Origin of the sequence: Lactobacillus sp. ESL0228 (assembly GCF_003692825.1) — a bacterium.
GTDB lineage: Bacteria > Bacillota > Bacilli > Lactobacillales > Lactobacillaceae > Lactobacillus.
The window spans coordinates 65,335-83,497 of record NZ_REHJ01000011.1 but is presented as its reverse complement, the minus strand read 5'-3'; the positions used below and the strand labels follow the sequence as shown (position 1 = coordinate 83,497).

General features: G+C 37.3%; 20 protein-coding genes and 1 pseudogene. 13 read left to right on the top strand and 8 right to left on the bottom strand.

Going from position 1 to position 18,163, the window contains the following annotated elements; translation table 11 throughout:
- Positions 1 to 24 precede the first annotated feature (24 nt).
- The 3 genes from F5ESL0228_RS07490 to F5ESL0228_RS07480 form a co-directional block, all read right to left on the bottom strand.
- On the bottom strand, positions 25 to 2,055 hold the full coding sequence (locus F5ESL0228_RS07490; protein ID WP_122023359.1) for a KUP/HAK/KT family potassium transporter: 2,031 nt from the start codon (positions 2,053 to 2,055) through the stop codon (positions 25 to 27).
- A 116-nt stretch (positions 2,056 to 2,171) separates the two neighbouring features.
- A complete protein-coding gene (locus tag F5ESL0228_RS07485; protein WP_122023358.1) occupies positions 2,172 to 2,606 on the bottom strand; it encodes a hypothetical protein in 435 nt (144 codons plus the stop codon).
- 207 nt (positions 2,607 to 2,813) lie between these two features.
- Complete coding sequence (locus F5ESL0228_RS07480) at positions 2,814 to 3,689, bottom strand: hypothetical protein (protein WP_122023357.1); 876 nt, start codon at positions 3,687 to 3,689, stop codon at positions 2,814 to 2,816.
- Between the two features lie 210 nt (positions 3,690 to 3,899).
- On the opposite strand from F5ESL0228_RS07480, the gene F5ESL0228_RS07475 reads away from it, so the two are divergent.
- The 7 genes from F5ESL0228_RS07475 to F5ESL0228_RS07445 all read left to right on the top strand — a co-directional run bounded on the left by F5ESL0228_RS07475 (position 3,900) and on the right by F5ESL0228_RS07445 (position 11,109).
- Positions 3,900 to 4,127 carry a DUF1659 domain-containing protein gene (locus F5ESL0228_RS07475; protein ID WP_122023356.1) on the top strand — a complete coding sequence of 76 codons (228 nt, stop codon included), beginning with the start codon at positions 3,900 to 3,902 and terminating at the stop codon, positions 4,125 to 4,127.
- Between the two features lie 33 nt (positions 4,128 to 4,160).
- A complete protein-coding gene (locus F5ESL0228_RS07470; protein ID WP_122023355.1) occupies positions 4,161 to 4,409 on the top strand; it encodes a DUF2922 domain-containing protein in 249 nt (82 codons plus the stop codon).
- Between the two features lie 528 nt (positions 4,410 to 4,937).
- Positions 4,938 to 6,830 (top strand): SLAP domain-containing protein, encoded by a 1,893-nt coding sequence (locus tag F5ESL0228_RS07465; protein ID WP_122023354.1) that lies wholly within the window; start codon positions 4,938 to 4,940, stop codon positions 6,828 to 6,830.
- A 206-nt stretch (positions 6,831 to 7,036) separates the two neighbouring features.
- Positions 7,037 to 7,867 (top strand): hypothetical protein, encoded by an 831-nt coding sequence (locus tag F5ESL0228_RS07460; protein ID WP_122023353.1) that lies wholly within the window; start codon positions 7,037 to 7,039, stop codon positions 7,865 to 7,867.
- A gap of 181 nt (positions 7,868 to 8,048) precedes the next feature.
- Entirely contained in the window at positions 8,049 to 8,570 is a 522-nt protein-coding gene (locus F5ESL0228_RS07455; RefSeq protein WP_147441429.1) for a sigma-70 family RNA polymerase sigma factor, read from the top strand.
- Between the two features lie 121 nt (positions 8,571 to 8,691).
- Positions 8,692 to 9,909, top strand: a complete 1,218-nt coding sequence (locus F5ESL0228_RS07450; RefSeq protein WP_122023351.1) for a glucosaminidase domain-containing protein — start codon at positions 8,692 to 8,694, stop codon at positions 9,907 to 9,909.
- Positions 9,910 to 9,954: 45 nt separating this feature from the next.
- Entirely contained in the window at positions 9,955 to 11,109 is a 1,155-nt protein-coding gene (locus tag F5ESL0228_RS07445; protein WP_122023350.1) for an SLAP domain-containing protein, read from the top strand.
- A gap of 366 nt (positions 11,110 to 11,475) precedes the next feature.
- Here F5ESL0228_RS07445 and F5ESL0228_RS07440 read toward each other — a convergent pair whose 3' ends face one another.
- Positions 11,476 to 12,261, bottom strand: coding sequence for a Fic family protein (locus F5ESL0228_RS07440; protein WP_369916872.1), 786 nt, complete (start codon positions 12,259 to 12,261; stop codon positions 11,476 to 11,478).
- Positions 12,262 to 12,508: 247 nt separating this feature from the next.
- Positions 12,509 to 12,643 carry a hypothetical protein gene (locus tag F5ESL0228_RS08560; protein WP_255409568.1) on the bottom strand — a complete coding sequence of 45 codons (135 nt, stop codon included), beginning with the start codon at positions 12,641 to 12,643 and terminating at the stop codon, positions 12,509 to 12,511.
- Positions 12,644 to 12,862: 219 nt separating this feature from the next.
- Between F5ESL0228_RS08560 and F5ESL0228_RS08645 the strand changes: the two genes are divergently transcribed.
- Positions 12,863 to 13,003, top strand: coding sequence for a hypothetical protein (locus F5ESL0228_RS08645; RefSeq protein WP_369916879.1), 141 nt, complete (start codon positions 12,863 to 12,865; stop codon positions 13,001 to 13,003).
- Here F5ESL0228_RS08645 and F5ESL0228_RS07435 read toward each other — a convergent pair.
- A complete protein-coding gene (locus F5ESL0228_RS07435; RefSeq protein WP_122023349.1) occupies positions 12,938 to 13,906 on the bottom strand; it encodes a Gfo/Idh/MocA family protein in 969 nt (322 codons plus the stop codon). The genes F5ESL0228_RS08645 and F5ESL0228_RS07435 overlap by 66 nt on opposite strands.
- A gap of 384 nt (positions 13,907 to 14,290) precedes the next feature.
- On the opposite strand from F5ESL0228_RS07435, the pseudogene F5ESL0228_RS08640 reads away from it, so the two are divergent.
- Positions 14,291 to 14,419, top strand: a pseudogene (locus tag F5ESL0228_RS08640) (recombinase family protein); the annotation flags it as partial.
- A 165-nt stretch (positions 14,420 to 14,584) separates the two neighbouring features.
- Here the strand turns inward: F5ESL0228_RS08640 and F5ESL0228_RS08635 are convergent.
- Together F5ESL0228_RS08635 and F5ESL0228_RS07425 are read right to left on the bottom strand one after the other, a co-directional pair.
- The gene (locus F5ESL0228_RS08635; protein WP_369916878.1) at positions 14,585 to 14,644 is read right to left on the bottom strand and encodes a putative holin-like toxin; all 60 of its coding nucleotides are present in this window, start codon (positions 14,642 to 14,644) and stop codon (positions 14,585 to 14,587) included.
- Positions 14,645 to 14,942: 298 nt separating this feature from the next.
- On the bottom strand, positions 14,943 to 15,734 hold the full coding sequence (locus F5ESL0228_RS07425) for a DUF6612 family protein (RefSeq protein WP_233553579.1): 792 nt from the start codon (positions 15,732 to 15,734) through the stop codon (positions 14,943 to 14,945).
- Positions 15,735 to 15,887: 153 nt separating this feature from the next.
- On the opposite strand from F5ESL0228_RS07425, the gene F5ESL0228_RS07420 reads away from it, so the two are divergent.
- From F5ESL0228_RS07420 to F5ESL0228_RS07405, 4 genes are all read left to right on the top strand, one after another.
- A complete protein-coding gene (locus F5ESL0228_RS07420) occupies positions 15,888 to 16,580 on the top strand; it encodes a 2,3-diphosphoglycerate-dependent phosphoglycerate mutase (RefSeq protein WP_122019095.1) in 693 nt (230 codons plus the stop codon).
- A 355-nt stretch (positions 16,581 to 16,935) separates the two neighbouring features.
- Complete coding sequence (locus tag F5ESL0228_RS07415; protein WP_122023346.1) at positions 16,936 to 17,373, top strand: MerR family transcriptional regulator; 438 nt, start codon at positions 16,936 to 16,938, stop codon at positions 17,371 to 17,373.
- Complete coding sequence (locus F5ESL0228_RS07410) at positions 17,366 to 17,779, top strand: cupin domain-containing protein (RefSeq protein WP_122023345.1); 414 nt, start codon at positions 17,366 to 17,368, stop codon at positions 17,777 to 17,779. The genes F5ESL0228_RS07415 and F5ESL0228_RS07410 overlap by 8 nt, the downstream gene beginning before the upstream one ends.
- On the top strand, positions 17,779 to 18,099 hold the full coding sequence (locus F5ESL0228_RS07405; protein ID WP_122023344.1) for a carboxymuconolactone decarboxylase family protein: 321 nt from the start codon (positions 17,779 to 17,781) through the stop codon (positions 18,097 to 18,099). Before F5ESL0228_RS07410 ends, F5ESL0228_RS07405 begins: the two co-directional genes overlap by 1 nt.
- Positions 18,100 to 18,163: the final 64 nt, after the last annotated feature.

The window sequence follows — 18,163 nt, the reverse complement described above, 5'->3', positions numbered from 1 at the left end:
CAAGTAAAAGATACAATTCTTTTTTTATTCATCATCCTCATTTTTGAGGTGGGAATAATCACGTGGCGCAACGCGCTTAATGTGTAAGTCACGGCTCGGACGACCAAGAATCAGCGGCACACTTTCAACAACCGTGTCCGTATATTCAAGACCAAACCATGAAGCAGGATTTGAAGAAAGGTTTTGTAACCAGACACGAGCAGTCACAATCCACTTTTCAAAGCCCTTGAGCTTGGTTAAGGGGCTGACTACATCGTTAACGATAACAAAGGAGAAGTCTCCCACTTCACGTCCCGGGGTAGTGGTGTATTCCTGTGGCTGCGATTCGATAGTGCCATCTTTAATCAAATCATGAACAACTTGGCGCAAGTATACATTTACGCTGGTTTGCTTTTTAAAGCCTAGGAAAAGCTGCACATTGATGACATTCTTGGTGCCATAGGTGTTAACCGCATATTTAGCGGTAAAGGGTTCATTGGTAATATTAACGGAAACAAACCAATATGCACTAGCCCTTTTTGGACGCTTATCTAAGATTGAGTAGAGAATTTCCCGTTTAATAAACTTGTTGTATTTAACTTTAGCCATATAAACAAGGTTGGTGGCATAAACAGGGTAATCATCATCATGACTAAGGTCGGTAAGCATATCGGTGTAATTATCTAGGCGAACATAGGTATTAGCGCCCTCGTGCTTGTCACGAACCTTATTACCAAAGTACCAGATGAACATAATAATGCCGATGAAGCCTGCAATTAAAACGGTCACATATCCACCATGAGTAAATTTGGTTAAACTAGAAATTAAAAACATGCCCTCAATAAAGGCAAAAGCGACTAAGAAACAAAGTCGCAGGATGAATGGATGGTGTTTAGCCCCGAGATATTCAAATAATAAGACGGTGGTCATAAGCATCGTCACCGTAATTGACAGCCCATAGGCAGCTTCCATATGTTCTGAAGTTTGGAAAAAGACAACGATGGCCATTGTGGCTACGCAAATCATCTTATTGACGGAAGGAATATAAATCTGTCCATGTTCGGTAGTTGGATAGTTAATTTTCATTCGTGGTAAAAATTTTAAACCACTTGCTTCGGAAACGAGTGTGAATGAACCGGTAATCAGGGCTTGCGAAGCAATAATGGCCGCAATCGTTGCCAAAATAATAGCAAACAGGCGTAAGTTGGTCGGAACGGCTTCAAAGAAGGGGTTAAGCTCTGTGCCGTGAGTTTGATAGTTGGGATTCTGTAAAATCCATACTCCTTGACCCAGATAATTTAGTGCCAAGCAAAGAAATACATATGGCCACGACCCTAGAATGTTGCCGCGACCAACGTGACCAACATCGGAATAGAGGGCTTCAGCACCCGTCGTAGCAAGGAAGATTGATCCCAAAATAAAGATGCCGGCTTTATTAGTTGTACTAAATAATACTTTAATAGCAAGAATGGGGTTGAGTGCTTGCAAGATTGACCAATCTTGATTCATATTGTAAATACCAATCAGTCCAAGGAAAGTAAACCAGACAAACATAATTGGACCAAAAGCCTTACCAATACTACTAGTACCAAGCATTTGAATTGAAAAGAGCACCAGTAATATTACCAGTGTAATTATAACCACTGAACTTTGGTTAGGAACAGGAATGCTCGAACCAAAGCGCATATTCTTCAAGCCCTCAATTGAGGTGGTTACCGTAACCGCCGGCGTCAAAGTCCCGTCAGCAAGTAGTGCTGCTCCTCCAATTAATGCTGGCATTACCAGCCATTTGGCACGTTTGCGCACGAGTGCATAGAGAGCAAAGATGCCACCTTCACCGTGGTTGGTTGCGTGCAAGGCAATCATCACGTACTTAACAGTTGTTAATAAGGTCACTGTCCAAAAAATCAAAGAAATTGAGCCCAAAATTAATTCACGGTTCACGTTGGCAATTCCGCCATTACCAGTAACGATTGACTTCATAACGTATAACGGACTAGTACCAATATCGCCATACACAATTCCAATCGTAATCAGCAGACCCGCCGCAGAAATCCGTTTATTTTTTTGATCCATATTATTATGTACTCCAATAAACTAATATCAATATTTTTTAAATAAAAGAGAATGTCAATTTGACATTCTCAGCTAAATATATATTTTGTTCTTTTTTAAGTGATAATACAAGCAAATTATGATAAAGAAGTCGAAAAATTATTGCGACGTTCTTCATACCAATTATCCCAGTCTTCGTATGAAGTCATTGACTCTTGGTCAATGTGATCTTGGTGAACAATCTCATCTACCAATTGGTGGAAATTATTATCGTGGTATTGTAGGGCATGACGCACAAGTTCTTTACGAGTAAAGTGAATGTTATCTACCAGATAATGATTGATGTCAACCATGTTGGAATTAACATCATAAGTACTCATAACTTCTAAATCACGCTGGTTGAATTTGGCAATATAAAAGTTAGTGAAAACCTGCAGATATTCAGGTTGTTCTTTGAACTCCTCTTGCGGCATGGTTGTCCAAGTGGCTTCAGGCATTACGACTTTAATTTCGTCATTTTCTTGTTTATTTTCGTTAGTTGTATCTTTAATATTATTTTCTTTTTCAGTCAAAGCGGACACTCCTTTAATAAAAATAGGAAACGTGAAAGTCAATAGTCATTTTACCGAGTTTAGACTATAAAAGCAACTATTCTAATGCTTCAGCAAAATAACAGCTCTCTTTTTGGGTAAGGTTAATAAAATTATATCATCTTATCTATTGTTATTATAATTGGAGAAATAAAAAATCGCCGCTTGGGCGATTTTTTAATTAAGGTGTTATGGTTTTAAATATTGTTGAACGTCACTCTTAGTGATTTTATTTGGACTAGTGCGCTTGGAGCTGCGGAAAAGATCGATTAAGTCTTGCGGACTCCATGACATGCCGTCAAAGCCTAATTTAGTTACGCGCTTGCGTAATTGGGTAATTTGATCAGTGGTAACAGTCTTGCCGCGCACCTTGTGATTACCCATCGAACCTTCACCAGTTTTACCTGCATTACCGGTTTCGCCCACGTTGTTTTTGACCTTACCAGATTTTACACCATAACCTTGGGTTGAACTATTACCGTCACCAGTCTTGGCAGCTTTTTGAGCATCCTTAAGTCCGTCTTGTGCCTGCTCTTTATACTTAGCATAATATTTGCCATCAATATAAGGTAAATCCAGCACTTTCTGGTACTGGTCGCTAGCCATCTGGTATTGCTTGTTAGTCAGGGCTTGTTTTGCCATGGACAGAATCGGTTTAATCTCGTGTTCATAATTATCTTGAACATTAGCAATTGTTTTCTTCAATTGGCGTCCCTGACTAATTAGCACACTATAACCGCTGCTTTTGGTAATGACACTGTTAGTCTTGGTTAGTGCTCGAGCGTACTTGCCAGCCTTGGCAGCTTTAATTGCACTAAGCATATTATCTGCTTGCTCCTTATAAGCTGCTGCTTGCGCTGTCTTCTTAATGGCTAAAGCGTCAGCAAACTTGCTGCTGGCTTTGGCATAGTCCTTATCTTTGACAGCGGTCTTACCACTAGTGATTGCTTTATTATAAGAAGCATCAACTTGGTTGCTAGTTGATTGCCTGGTTGCGTAGAAGACTCCGCCGCCAATAGCAATGATAATCACTGCTACAATCGTCCCAATCGTCGTTTTTTTCATAATAGGAATATATCCTCCTTGTTAATACTAAGTTAATTATAGATGGTTTTAGCTGATTTGACTACTTATTGAGGACTGCTTGGCTTAATTAGCAAATTTTTGCCAAAAAATTGTTACAAATTGCCGATTCATTTCGTTAATAATAGTGTAAGACATCGGCGCCGAAATCTTACAACTAAAAGATAACCTATAGTAAGGAAGGTATTAAAAATGAATTTCGAATTAATTGACCAATCTGTTCAATACAAATTTTTGAACTCTAAGAAATATGGTGATAAGGGCTTCAAGAACCGCGTCATGCAGAACGTTAAGAAGAATGCCACTGCTAGTGGCTTAGCTCAAGTCGGTAAGGCACTTGCACAACTTCAAAATGATACGCTCGGTGACATTGTCTTGATTCAAAAACAAGCAGTTCCAATGGATCAAATTGGACAATAATATCAGAGATATTTATAGGAAGAGGAAATAATCATGCCAACTACAACTAAATCGTTACAACTAGTATTCTTAAATTCCGAAAACAAAAAGACCAGCATCGTGTTGCCTGATGCCTCAGACAATGTGACTGCAGAAGCTGTTCAAAGTGCAATGACCACAATTGCCCAAGCTGATGCTTTTAATAAGGGTGGAGTTGATCTGTATAAGGTTCCCCAATCTGCTGCATATGTTGAACGCACTGTTACTAGTGTGTTCGATCATTCTGAAAATAAGTCAAACTAGTCTCAAGCTTTTACAGACATTAGTTAACCTAATTAAGGAACTCAAACGTTTCCTAAGCTAACAATAACTATTGCGCTAAAAAGTCACGCTAATTATAAAGGGCGTGACTTTTTTGGGTAGAAAAAGAGTTATTTTTGTTACTATTCTGTAAAATTTAGCGGTAAACAGATAACTAATTAAGTCATGATAAGATGTGAACAAGAGATAATGCTTGTCATATTAGGCTTATTAAAGAATGAAAAAATTTGGTTTTGTAACAAAGTGTAAGCGTTTATTACAAAAGTATGTAAAATAACTGCATTCCTTGCAATTTATACTAAAGGCAGGTACAATATGAAATGTGGTAAGTAATAGCCTATGCTTCAGGTAAATAAGCCTGTACGCATGCGCGTTCTTCAGTTGGAGAGCTACCTCATAAGAGTTATAAACTTATGAATTCGACTCGAAGAGTGTTGTAACAATGTAGGCTCAACTACTGAACCTATAGCCTATTACTATTTTGTATATACACAAGGAGGAAAAGACCACATGAAGAAAAATTTAAGAATTGTTAGCGCAACTGCAGCCGCTTTATTAGCTGTTGCTCCAGTCGCTGCTGCTAGTGTTGCTCCAGTATTTGCTGCTGATTCTAATGTCACTGTTGATGGTGGAACAGGCAATATAAGTGGTAAAACTGCTAGCTTTAGTTTAAATGTAACTAATGCTTATGCTTTAGTAGATGGTGACCCTGCATCTAGCTTAAAGGTTACACTTGCTAACCCAACATTACCAAATGGTGCAACTATCAGTAAAGTATCAAATGCAAAAGTTTATAAAGTTGTTGGTACCGACGGTGTAAAGGTAGATCAAAATAGTAGTACAAAAGCATTTACTGTTACAGGTAATGATAAAGCTAATGAACAATCTAACCTTTATGCAAAGGAGAGCAATGGTAGTGTTATTAACTACCAAGCATTAACTTATATTACTATTGGTGGATTACAAAAGAATACAGACTACACTATCAAGATTGATGACAAAACATATACTGTAACAGCTAATGAAACAGGATTTGTTACAGATATTCCTGTAGTAAGTAAACAATTTAGTCTTGCTGATGCTACTAAAGTTGGAGCACCTTATCTTTTTGATAAGTCAGATACTGATCATACGAAAGCAATAAGTAATGGTTATGTAGCTCTTCAAGCAGGTCAATACAGTGTTGACGGTATCAAGAATGCTATTACAGGCAGTTATGATGTCGGTGTAACAGCCAAGGACAACGCTGCTGACGGTCATTTTACTAACTTAGAACAAGATATTCGTGCTGCTCTTACTGCTGCGGGTATTACGGTTAAAGCCAATGGCACTTTTGATAAGCCAGCTGTTACTTTCCCTGTAACTGTTAACATGTATGCTACTAACGGTAAGACTAACACTGCTGTAATTACTGTTGATCCTAACAGCGATAAAGCGGACACTACTTTCCCACGGATTACTTTCTACACTAAGGGTGCTACTGTAGTTTCAACTAAAACTCCTACCGAAAATGGTAAGAGTGCAACTTATTCAATGACCGATGATGAAGTTGATAAGCTTACTGATGCTTCAAACAATTTAGTCAACATTAATTATGTACCTCTTAATGGTTCAGTTGATGTTAACTCAATTAAGAGAGCTTTCACAGCTACTGTAGATGAAAATAATAAGACTACTTTGGACTTAAACGTTGACGTAAGTAAAGTTAACACTAAGGTTGCTGGTAAGTATCCAGTAGTTGTTTCTGCAACTAATGCTGATAAGAAGACTACTAAAGTTACTTTCATGTTGACTGTTGGTGCTAAGGGTGCTACTTACAAGACTGTTCAATCAAATGGTGATGTCCCAGTTTACAAGATTGACGGTAACACTGTAACTGATACCAAGACTACAGTTAAGAACGGCGACACTATTGCTGTCTTTGGCGACGCAATCAAGATTGGTGACAAGTCATACACTAGAATTAACAGTGCTGACTCCGACCTTTACGTAGAAAGTCAATACGTTGACGGTTCATTCAAGCCAGCTCCTGCAGTTGCTAAGAAGGTTATGCACAATTCATACATCTACGATGCGAACCACAAGCGTGTTGGTACTAAGACTTTAGCTGCTTACACTACTGTAAATGTTTACGGTGACGCAACTAAGTTAGCTGATGGTAGCTTGGTTTACAAGATTGGTGACAACCAATATGTAATGGCTGACAACATTGATGGTACTTCACGTACTTTGACTCATAACGCTTATGTTTACAAGACCAGCACCAAGCGTGCTGACCGTCGTGTATTGAAGAAGGGTGCTAAGGTAACTACTTACGGTGCTCCTTACAAGTTCAAGAACGGCAAGTCATACTACCGTATCGGTGGTCCTGCTAAGCAATACGTTAAAGTTGCTAACTTTTAATTAATTATCCAATTAAATAATTAATTACCAAAACGGAAACGAATGATCGTTTCCGTTTTTTGGTTGCTAAAAAACATCTCATGAAATTATTAAGATAATTTTTGAATACTAGACGCTGCTTTTTCAAAGACATTGGCATTTTAAGTCATAATGAAAGCGCTATAATTATTTATTATGCACTATAAAAAATGAAAGGATGGTTAATTGTGCGTAAAGAAAATAGCCAATGGAATTTACCCTTAAAAGCAGAGTATAGAAAGTGGTCCAAAACACTAATACGTGAGCGTATAGGAAAGGATACGCTTCTTGATCAGTATTTGATTACAGATCCTGACTATTGTATTAACCCCGATACTCTGGTACTTTATCAGTTTCAACATCAGCCTCTTCTTGGTGAATATAAGAGTGTTATTTTTGATCGTCGTAAGGGAATTGTCTTAAGTCGACGTAGCAGCAGTGCTCTTTTTACAGCATTTAGCCGGCGTAATCTGCTTGCGGGGTTAGAATTTCAAAGATATTTAGCTCGCAGATTTAATTTTCGGGGCAGCAATGTTATTGCGACTGGGCGTTTAGCTTATTTTTCAACACGCAGTTATAATCGGGGCAATATCGACTGGATAGCGTTACACCGAATGGTGGATGCGAGCGATTTAAGTATTTCCAGTCTGGCTTTCAAAACAATAGATTACAATTATTGCTTTATCTTCGACCAATGCAGTCGCTATATCGGTACACAATTATCACGCAGCTTAACCTACAACCACGTTCTCTTTAAGTTGATCCATACTCATTTACAAGATTCCCTTGGCTGGCAGGTTAAGCAACCCAAAGGTCAATCATTAATTGATCAAGCAGATTATTTTTTCCCCAGTCCTGTCACCGATGATCATCAGTTGAAGGATGCGGTCATGGAATTGTTGCAACAAAAACAGTTACGGTATATTAACGAATTAAGTGACTACTACGAATTACCCTTTTTAAGACAGGCAGATTATCCCATCTTTCATTTTAGTTGCCGCCTTGATACATTATATTGATTGCATTAGCAACTTTTTTCATCTTTTTTTCCCCAGAATTGACTTAGGATGGCGCAATAATTAGCAGTATTTTTATTTTTTTGCTATTTTACAATTATTATATTACTAAGTAATTGCAAGTGATTAACGCCGGTTTTGGTTTTAACGCTAAGACTGATAATCTCAAGGTGCACAAGCGCTTGTGACAAAATTACGAAAAGGAATGTCACAACTAATGATTAGTAAAGAAAGTTTTATGCTCGCTTGGAGTAACCAGAAATTAGTCCGTGGAGCATTGAAAAAAGCCCATGTTCGCCTAGATTACAGTAATTATGATGATCTCTTTCAGGAAGGAATTATCGTTTATGCGTCAATATTGCAACAAGAAAAGAATTTGGTACGTGCAGAAATTGATCGCAAAGCTTTTGGCAAGATTATTTGGCATACGCTTGACCGGTTGCGTCAAGAGCAGGTGCATTGTGCTCGTGAGGTACCTCTTCTTTTGGAAGCAGGAATTGGGCAAATAAGCAATCTAAATAATTGGTTAGAACTTGAAAATGAGGTAAAACAGATGTCAGAAGAAGAAATTATGTTATTTTATCGTCATCTGATAGAAAATAACACGATTACTTCTTTAGCTCAAGAAACTGGTATCAGCAGAGGACAGCTTCAGCGAATTAAACGCCACCTACTTACTAAGCTTCAACATAGTTTAGAAATATAGATTACTATTTGTAATATAAGCTAGACAATATTACTTTTTGACTACAATTAAAAGTAAGCTATTGTTTATCCACAGCTAGCTCGATACAATGAAAGTGTCGATTAAGGAGGAAAATACATTTATGAAGAAGAGACTAATCACTGGTTTATCTACGGCTGTTTTAGCAGCTGCAGCCGTAATACCGGTTACCAACAACTTAATTGTCAACTCGCCAGCGCGAGTTCAACAAGTATCCGCAGCGCAGGGAAATGAAACTGCATTCTTAGACACGGCTGCTTGTCAGGCACAGAAAGTAGCCAAGAAGTATGGTTTATATCCATCTGTCATGATTGCGCAAGCAATTGTTGAATCTAATTGGGGGCAATCTGGCTTGGCGGTAAATGCCAATAACTTATTTGGTATGAAGGCTGATGACAGCTGGCCGGGTCAGACATATTCGGCTAAGACGCGCGAAGAAGATAAGAACGGTAAGAGCTACTATGTAGTTGCCAAGTTTAGAAAATATAATACTTATCAAGAATCTTTTGATGATAATGGTAAGAAATTACGCCAAGGTGTTACTTGGCAACCAGATCGCTATCAAGGTGCATGGTTAGAAAATGCGGCTTCTTATACTGATGCGACGAAGGCCTTAACTGGAACCTACGCAACGGCGAATAATTACGACAGCATTTTAAATAATCGGATTACCAGTTACAATTTAACGCAATATGACCCGCAGATTTCTAATGATAGTAAATCTTATGTTGTCAAAAAGAATGCGGCAACCTATGCTTGGCCAACGGATCATTCACTATCGGCTAAGACGGATAGTGTCAATGCAGGTGATTCGATTACAGTTACCAAGACAATTACTTACTATAACGGTAGTAAGCGGATGTATATTGCCGGCAAAGGCTGGGTTAATGGCACAGTTTTAGATACTGGCAGTGCACTACCACCAGCTGCCCAAGCGCCGCGAGACGATAAGAAGGTCAATAAGACTTTAATGCATACTGCTTATGTTTATAACAATAAAGGCGAACGGGTTAATGGCATGAAAGCCATAAAGGTTAATAGTAATGGCAAGATCATTGCAACTTATGGTACCAAGACTATTAATGGTAAGAAGTATTACCGCATTGGTGAAAACCACTATATTGCTAGTGGCAATATTGATGGGACGATGAAACTGTTAAAGCGAAACTCTTATGTTTATAATGACTACGGCAATCGTGATAATCAAAGCATAATGAAGAAAGGTAAGTCAGTTGCTACCTTTGGCTCGGCAATTACAATTTACGGTAATAAATATTATCGTATCGGAGTTAACCAGTATATTAGGCAAGCAAACTTTTAGCTTGCATTAAGGCTGCTAAGCAGAAATGAGGAATGAACGGTTAGAATGAAGCTCAAAAAACTAATAACTACTATTGCTATCGGGGTAGGTTTAGTTGCTCCTATTTATCAAACAAATCAAAGTCAAGCGGTAGAAGCCGCATCAATTAATTCAATAGCTAAGCAAAACAGTTATGTTGGTGTAACTTTTTTGAATAAAATGTTGCAAACACAGAACATTCAATACAATAAGTTTTATGCCAATGGTAATAAGATATATTATCGCAAAGGTAAACCTGAAGGAATTGTTATTCATGAAACGGCTACACCGGGTGCATCAGCCTATAATGAGGCGATTTATTTCAACCGTGAGTGGATGAACATGTATTCCTACGTTCACGCCTTTGTTGACAGTCAACAAGTTATTCAGATGATGACGCCCAACTATGGTGTTTGGGGTGCTGGTGCCAATGCCAATAATCGATTTATTCAAATTGAACTTTGCCAAGAAAACACTAGGGATAACTTTGCTAAGAGTGTCAACAATGACGCAATCTATGCGGCTAAGCTCTTGCATCGCTATAATCTTGTGCCATCTAATGCCTGCAACACAGGCAGCGGCACAATCTGGTCGCACCATGCCGTTTCGCGCTTTTTAGGCGGAACGAATCATACTGACCCTGATGGTTACTTTAACAAGTGGGGCTATTCGATGGATCAATTTTATTCTTTGGTCAAGTATTACTACGACTTGCAAGGAGCTGATACTGGCGCTAAGCCAGATGCTGGCAATAACAATTCGGCTACTGATACTGGGCAAAGTGATGTTGGTGCCGGAAAAGATACTACTTCTAAACTGCCAGCTGGTAATAAGACCTTGATGCATGATGCTTATACTTATGATGCAACTGGTCAACGTACCAATTCAGGACTAAAAACCGCTGGCACAACTGTCACGGTGACAGCTGCGAAGTTGATTAAAGGTAAGCAGTATTTGCAAATAGGAGATAATGAATATATTGTCGCAAGTAACATTGTTGGCAAGAAGCGTATACTAACTCGGAATGCTTATACTTACGATACTGCGGGTCGGCGTACGACTGATCCGAAATTATTACGCAACCACAGCATTCGGACTTACGGTGGTCAAGTCACAATTGCTGGCAAGCGCTACTACGCCATTAGTCCAACACAATTTGTGAAGGCAGTTAATTTTAGATAAAAATGCGATCCTTAATCTGAACCCTATAATTAGGCAATGTCATTAAGTTAGGCCAAAAAGCTCAGTTAATTAACTATAACTGGGCTTTTTGCTTGCATTCTTTTCCCTATCTAAGCAATCATAATTCTAATAGTTTATAATAATGGAGCTATGATATGACTTTTGCCGTTGATTTGAGTTCTAAATTCCTAAACGCTATTCAATTTTTGGTAATATCTACCTAGCTTTAACCAGCATCACCTAAAAAAGAACTACAATTTAAAAAAATTGCAGTTCTTAAATAAAGAGTATTGCTTAACTTAATGACATTGCCTAATTTTAGTGGTCACATCATTTCTGTTAGGCTGTTTGTGTTGCTAATGCTAATTATGATAATCCAAATCCGTCATCATCTAACGTGTCTCTAAAGTGTTTAAATTCCGAAAGATTCTTTGCTTGTTCATCTGGAGAAATTTCTTTACCAACATTTTGTGAACGAGCACGTAAATTAGGCTCCATGCCTTGAATACCATGTTTATATGTCCAATCTTTCAATTTTGTCATATCATTGGAAAAGTAATAATCGGCTAACATCTTCTGCCAAGTGGTCCAATAATCTAGCGGTACATTAATTAGCCCTGCTCCGTTATCAATCATTATCTTATTAGCAGCAATTGTGGCTGTCCGTTTATTACCATCGTAAAACATCTGCTCACGCATATTGTGATACATAATGGTCAATGCCTTATCGGTAGTGGTGCGCTTACTTGCTAAAATTGAATTCAAATAATGCTCTTGCTCTTGTTCGTCAATTATTGGCGGTTCAAAATCACCTCGATAGGTACTTACACCGCCAGTTCCGTTTCGTAAGTAACCAGGGAAAGCGGCACTATCACGAGCAACAATTGCATTAATTTTTTTTTCTGTTGCTAAAGTTAAAGGCTCTTTATTATTAATTATAAATTGCCAACCTCTTTTTAGCTGCACAATCGTATTAATATCGTCAATCGATACACCGTCAACTCCCAAACCGTCAATAATTGTTTGAGTTTGCGGCATAGTCGTAGTTAAACCTTCAAAACGTGAATTGGTAAAAACGAGCTTGGTTAGATTCGTTTTAGCAAATCGTCTATTTTCTTCTGCTGTTAAGTGAAACTTATCTTCGTAATCCAATATTCTTTACCTCACTATCAATAATTATAGCCCAAACTGTCTTGATAAGGTCAGACAGTTCTTGCTGTTGTTTGAGTATTAATTGTTTGAAGGCTACTGCTCGATCAAGAGTGTCTTCAAACAATTAATTAATTTAGCAATTCGATCACTCATTATCTTTACCCCAAATTTCATCAATCCTTTTAAGCTATTGAGGATTAGGATTAATTACATAATCTAAGATGTATTCAATATCACTTTTTCAGAATTACCACTCTAAATGACTTGCTTTTATTACTCCCCTTATTTGTTGATACATAAATTTATCTGGGATAACCACTATTCCTTGAATAGATTTATTTTTATCATTAATGTCTAAAGTATAAGCCTTTGGTTGTAACATGTTTAATAATCGCCCCAGTCTTTCTGATAAATAATGACTGATGTGACCTTTAGCAGTACAGTGCTGATAAGCAGAATCTTGAATATTTAAAAGTTGCCTAAGATATAACTCTTAGCCCGCTTTAAATTCTAAGGCTATGCGGTTATATTGGGTAAAGTCTAAGGCGTGATCAAGCCAAAAGAATAATGGTGAGCTTTTGTTTATCTTGGTAAAGCGAGAATTGCTGAAAAGGCTAATGTTGCTAAATCAACAATCTCCAAAATTGAAACTGGTCAAAGGAAGCAAACTTACAAGTTAATGATTGACGGAGGCTTTTGCTTGGGCCAAGACATCCATTACATTAATGCTGTGATGATATAGCATATTGGCAGTCTGAACATCATGTTGGTCAATAATTTTAACAAAGTCAGTAAATTCGCTAGCCATCCGGTGCAGAAACTTATTATAATTGTAACGCTGAGTGTCACCATTACGCAGTTCGATTGTAAAGGAATTAAGGACTCCGGTAGAACCATCAAAATGGATTGTTCCTTTCTCTCCTTCAATAAAGGAACGTGGAGTAGTGTAGCAGTCCTTAGATGCTACTAATACAGCCTGTTTATCTGGGTAGGTTAGATTCAGAATGCCAGAAGTATCAATCTTTTTTTGCATAACAGGGTAGTATTGAACGGATTGGGGCTTACCAAAAAGACCAACAGCCAAGTGAATATTATAAATATTTAAATCCATCAGAGTTCCCCCGTCTTTTTTAGGGTCAAAGACAGGTGCAATCTTATCTGCTAAAAAATCATCATAGCGGCTAGAGTATTGGGTGTAGTTAAGAGAAATAATGTGAATTGGAGCAATTTGGGCTAGTGCCGTTTTAATTGCTTGATAGTTGGGCAAATGTAAATTGGTGATTGCTTCAACGATGATTACATTATGCTGATCAGCAAGTTGCTTAAGTTCTTCAGCCTCGGCTACCGTTTCAACATATGGCTTTTCACAGATGACGTTTTTGTTTGCCATAATTGCCTGCTTAACAATTTCATAATGTAATGAATTAGGTACGGCAACATAGACAGTATCAACATTATTATCACTACATAATTGCGCATTATCGTCAAAGACATCACGAATACCGTATCTTTGTGCCAAGTCCTGTGCAATCGCTTGACTGCGTTTGGTTGTTGAAATTGCGGTCAATTCTAAATTAGTGATTTTATCTGCGGTTTGTAAAAAATCATGCACAATTTTGCCACTACCAATAATTCCTAGTTTCATAATTAAACCTCCATTAAGAAATTTACTATCTCACACTTACAATCATAACCGTTTCCGCTTTCAACAACAATCTTATTGTCAAGATAACTTGAAAGAGCCCAAATTGATTGTGTGGACGCCTTTGTTGATGCTACGAGTGAGGCAACATATTGGTTTGTTGCCCCAGATAGAAATGTTTTCGATGTCACGAAGAAAAATCCTTTTACTTGAATTGCCTACAAATTTTACATAAAACTAACTTTTAACAATTTACCAAAAGTGTGCATTACATAATATGTAAGGAGGTGATGAAATGAAAAAGAAAAAAAGCCAAAGAAAAAAGCTACAGTAAAGCTAACCATCAAAATTAACTAAATATTCTAAAATAGTCCCCAATTACAACATGCTTTTGCGTTGGATAAAAAAGGCACTAACAATACAAGAGTAGCAAAATTAACAGGTATTAGCCGAATAACAGTTAAACGATATAGAGAAAAATATGCAATAACGCAGTCAAGTTCTTGCATAAAATAAAGCCAAACGTGCTACAATATGATTGTAAGAAAAAGAAGCCTTGAACAAACAAGACTTCTCTTCTGAATTTCAAGCAGCCGCTTTAAAGGCGGTTGGCAAATTATAAGTTAATCAAAAAGACCAATCCCATAACCTGCCAAAGTTTTGCTGGGACGGTCTTTTTGTTTACTTGTGCTTGTCGATATAAGTCAACAAGACGAGAATAAACGTAGCGAATGCTAGCACTAATTCTAGCGCATGATAAACGCTCAATGACTGTCAACCTTTCTGAAGAATTTCGCACCATAAGCACTGTCTCCTTTCTTAGGAAAAACAGCTAACCGCCCTCAAAACAATTTGCTCTCAATTCAAATATAATTATAGCAAAAAAACATTACCTTGAGTTTCAAGGTAATGTTTTTTTAATGAAGCCAGATTCACTTTGATTAATAATAAAAAGAAGACAGTCAAAGATGTTAACCCTTTGGATTAGACCAAAAATCAATTTCGGGGTTAACTTTATAACTTAGGCGTTTTTTGATAGTTATTTTTTTTGCTTTGGCAGTGGTTTTGCCGTTAAAACATTATTCGGTATCTTGAGAAAATCTTGACTACGCATATTAGCATAACTCTGTCCAATATTCATTTGGAACATTTTGCCTATTTGTAAATTAACTTTGTAATTAAATGTTGCTAATTTTTGGTTTTTAATTACGAGTTTGACGTCCATTTTCTTATATTTGCCGGCTTTGACTAACTTGTGGTAGGTGGGATATTGCCGCTGACTTTGAGTATTAGTAAGTAAAATCGGTTCGGCTGCCTCGCGCATAATTTTAGGGTCGGTAATTGTGGCCGTCAATGTATAGGTGTTGCCGGAGCGTTTCATTTTATAAGCGTTAACTAATTTTTGCGGCGGGTTCATTAGCAAATTATTATTCATGATTGCGTCAAGTAAATCGGCGTATGAATGACCGCTCATTTGCTTAAGGTCCGAGTAATACCAATTACTTTGCCCATTAATATAAGTTTTGTTAGTATTACTGATCCATTCTTCGATATTATTGTTTTTGTCCTTAACTTGAGTTTGGTAATTAAGGTGAAAAACAGTGGGATTGCCACCAAAGGTATAAGAACTTGTAATAACCTGACTAGCTGTATCAGTACTAAGATCAATTAATTGCTTGGCTTGACCACTTTTGAAAGTCTGTTGGGCTTTTTTGATTGCGGCAGTTTTTGTTAAAACCGGTTCCGATTGCTTTTTTGCTTGTGAACAACCACCGGTAAATAGTGCGGTCATTGTTGCAAGACCGAGAAATAATTTTTTGAACTTCATCATGATGAACTTTTCTCTTTCTGATAATCATTACTTTCTCTATTGTAGCTTAAATTAGGCAATTAAAACATTATTTTTGGTTCTAAACTCTATGAAAACAAAATGTAAATGTGTAAAATAATAAGTGAAACTTTTAATTTGCAAAGGAGATATTTCATGTCAAAATTAGTTTTGATTCGTCACGGTCAAAGTGAATGGAACCTTGAAAACAAGTTTACTGGTTGGGTTGATGTTGACCTATCCGATAAAGGTGTTGAAGAAGCCAAGAACGCAGGTAAATTGCTTAAAAAGCATGGCTTAAAGTTTGACCAAGCTTATACTTCTGTTTTAACTCGTGCCATTAAGACATTGCATTATGCATTAGCCGAAAGTGATCAACTTTGGGTACCAGAAACGAAATCATGGAGATTAAATGAACGTCATTACGGTGGTTTGCAAGGCTTAAACAAGAAGGCAACTGCAGACAAGTATGGTGACGAGCAAGTTCACATTTGGCGTCGTTCATACGATGTTTTACCACCTAAATTGGAAGATGATTCAGAATTTAGTCAAGTACATGACCGCCGCTATGCTGATCTTGACCCCAACATCATTCCACGGACTGAAAACCTCAAGGTTTGTTTAGGACGGGTAATGCCATTCTGGGAAGATCACATTGCACCAGACTTATTAGCTGGTAAGAATGTCATTATTGCTGCTCATGGTAATTCACTTCGCGCATTAACCAAGTACATCGAAAATATTTCTGATGAAGATATTATGAACTTGGAAATGAAGACTGGTGAACCAGTAGTTTACACATTTGATGATAAATTAAATGTAGTTAATAAAGAAAAATTGGATGATTAACCTGATTTTCTAATAATTTTTAATACCCAAAAGACCACTATAATAAATTTTTAGGTGGTCTTTTTTGTATTGAAACATTCTGTAAAAACAAAGCTAGATTAAATTATAGATATAAGCTTGAAATCAGTCCTACTATACTAGGAATTTAACGATTTAAAAATAGAATATAATATTTTGTTATAAAAGCATAAGATTATTTAAACTTATTATATGGTTGTATAAATATAATTCTTAATTAAAGACTGACACCTAATATTTATTGGGGTTAATCCTTTTAATTTTTTCTTTTTTTATAAAAGCACTTGACTTAAAGTGTACTTTAAGGGCTATCTTAATAATGTAAGAGGTGAAGCTAATGAAGACGGCAGCAAGATATCATATTGGACAATTCAGTCAATTGACACACTTACCACCAGCAACTTTACGCTATTATGAACAAGAAGGTCTATTAGCCCCCGAGCGTGATGCATCTGGTCAACGTTTTTACACCGATGCTGATCGGTCATGGCTTGAATTTATCTTACATTTGAAGGGCACAGGAATGACAATTACCGAATTAAAGGAATATGTTGCTTTGCGTGCTCAAGGTGATGGGACGATTCCAAGCAGGCTAGCGTTATTAAAAGAAGTGCAGAAAAATGCAATGCGCCAGCTAGAGGAATTAACTGACAATATTAAGTTATTAAATCAAAAAATTGACTGGTACGAAGAAAAGCAAAACCGGACAATTTCAGATGATGAAACCTTTGCGGCATATTTGAAGCGAATTAAGGAGAAAAATCAAAATGAATAATCATGAAGATGAGGTAAAAAATGGTCTTTTTGCTTTAGGCGATAAAAACGAAGCATATCAAAAATATTTTATTGGTCAAAGCTATCTACAAAGTTTGGTTGCTGATCCTAAAGTTAATGTTGGTGTGGCAAATGTTAGTTTTGAACCGGGATGCCGTAATAACTGGCACAAGCACAATGGTGGTTTTCAAATTTTATTAGCAACTGCTGGTGAAGGGTGGTACCAAGAAGAAGGTCGACCTGCCCGTAAGCTTCATCCCGGTGATGTTGTTGTGGTTCATGATGGTGTTAAACATTGGCATGGAGCAACTAAAGATAGTTGGTTTTCACATTTGGCAATCACTGCCGGTACGCCTGAATGGCTTGAGCCAGTAACTGATGAAGATTATCAACAATTGGAGGATTAATAATGAAAAAACAAACTGCTGGGCGTGATAACTTAGGTGAATTTGCTCCTAAGTTTGCCGAATTAAATGATGATGTCTTATTTGGTGAAGTTTGGTCACGCAAAAAAGAAATGCCAGCACGTGATCGCAGCTTAATTACTTGTGCCGCTTTGATGGCACAAGGTGCTTTTCCACAATTAAAAGCTCATATGGGAATGGCGAAAACAAATGGCGTCACCAAAGAAGAAATGGTTGAATTAATCACCCACCTAGCCTTTTATTGTGGATGGCCGAAGGCATGGTCTGCTTTTGATCTTGCTAAAGAAGTATATGGCGAATAAAGCTGACTGTTTTTATGTTGTTTAAGAATCATAATCAGTTATAATACGAGTAATAAATACATGG

What these genes read in the sequence shown, in the direction of transcription:
- F5ESL0228_RS07450 (WP_122023351.1), top strand. Translation starts at nt 8,692, where the DNA reads ATGAAGAAGAGACTAATCACTGGTTTATCTACGGCTGTTTTAGCAGCT.
- F5ESL0228_RS07415 (WP_122023346.1), top strand. Translation starts at nt 16,936, where the DNA reads ATGAAGACGGCAGCAAGATATCATATTGGACAATTCAGTCAATTGACA.
- F5ESL0228_RS07465 (WP_122023354.1), top strand. Translation starts at nt 4,938, where the DNA reads ATGAAGAAAAATTTAAGAATTGTTAGCGCAACTGCAGCCGCTTTATTA.
- F5ESL0228_RS07490 (WP_122023359.1), bottom strand. Translation starts at nt 2,055, where the DNA reads ATGGATCAAAAAAATAAACGGATTTCTGCGGCGGGTCTGCTGATTACG.
- F5ESL0228_RS07445 (WP_122023350.1), top strand. Translation starts at nt 9,955, where the DNA reads ATGAAGCTCAAAAAACTAATAACTACTATTGCTATCGGGGTAGGTTTA.
- F5ESL0228_RS07425 (WP_233553579.1), bottom strand. Translation starts at nt 15,734, where the DNA reads ATGATGAAGTTCAAAAAATTATTTCTCGGTCTTGCAACAATGACCGCA.
- F5ESL0228_RS07470 (WP_122023355.1), top strand. Translation starts at nt 4,161, where the DNA reads ATGCCAACTACAACTAAATCGTTACAACTAGTATTCTTAAATTCCGAA.
- F5ESL0228_RS07420 (WP_122019095.1), top strand. Translation starts at nt 15,888, where the DNA reads ATGTCAAAATTAGTTTTGATTCGTCACGGTCAAAGTGAATGGAACCTT.
- F5ESL0228_RS07475 (WP_122023356.1), top strand. Translation starts at nt 3,900, where the DNA reads ATGAATTTCGAATTAATTGACCAATCTGTTCAATACAAATTTTTGAAC.
- F5ESL0228_RS08560 (WP_255409568.1), bottom strand. Translation starts at nt 12,643, where the DNA reads ATGTTACAACCAAAGGCTTATACTTTAGACATTAATGATAAAAATAAA.
- F5ESL0228_RS07410 (WP_122023345.1), top strand. Translation starts at nt 17,366, where the DNA reads ATGAATAATCATGAAGATGAGGTAAAAAATGGTCTTTTTGCTTTAGGC.
- F5ESL0228_RS07435 (WP_122023349.1), bottom strand. Translation starts at nt 13,906, where the DNA reads ATGAAACTAGGAATTATTGGTAGTGGCAAAATTGTGCATGATTTTTTA.
- F5ESL0228_RS07480 (WP_122023357.1), bottom strand. Translation starts at nt 3,689, where the DNA reads ATGAAAAAAACGACGATTGGGACGATTGTAGCAGTGATTATCATTGCT.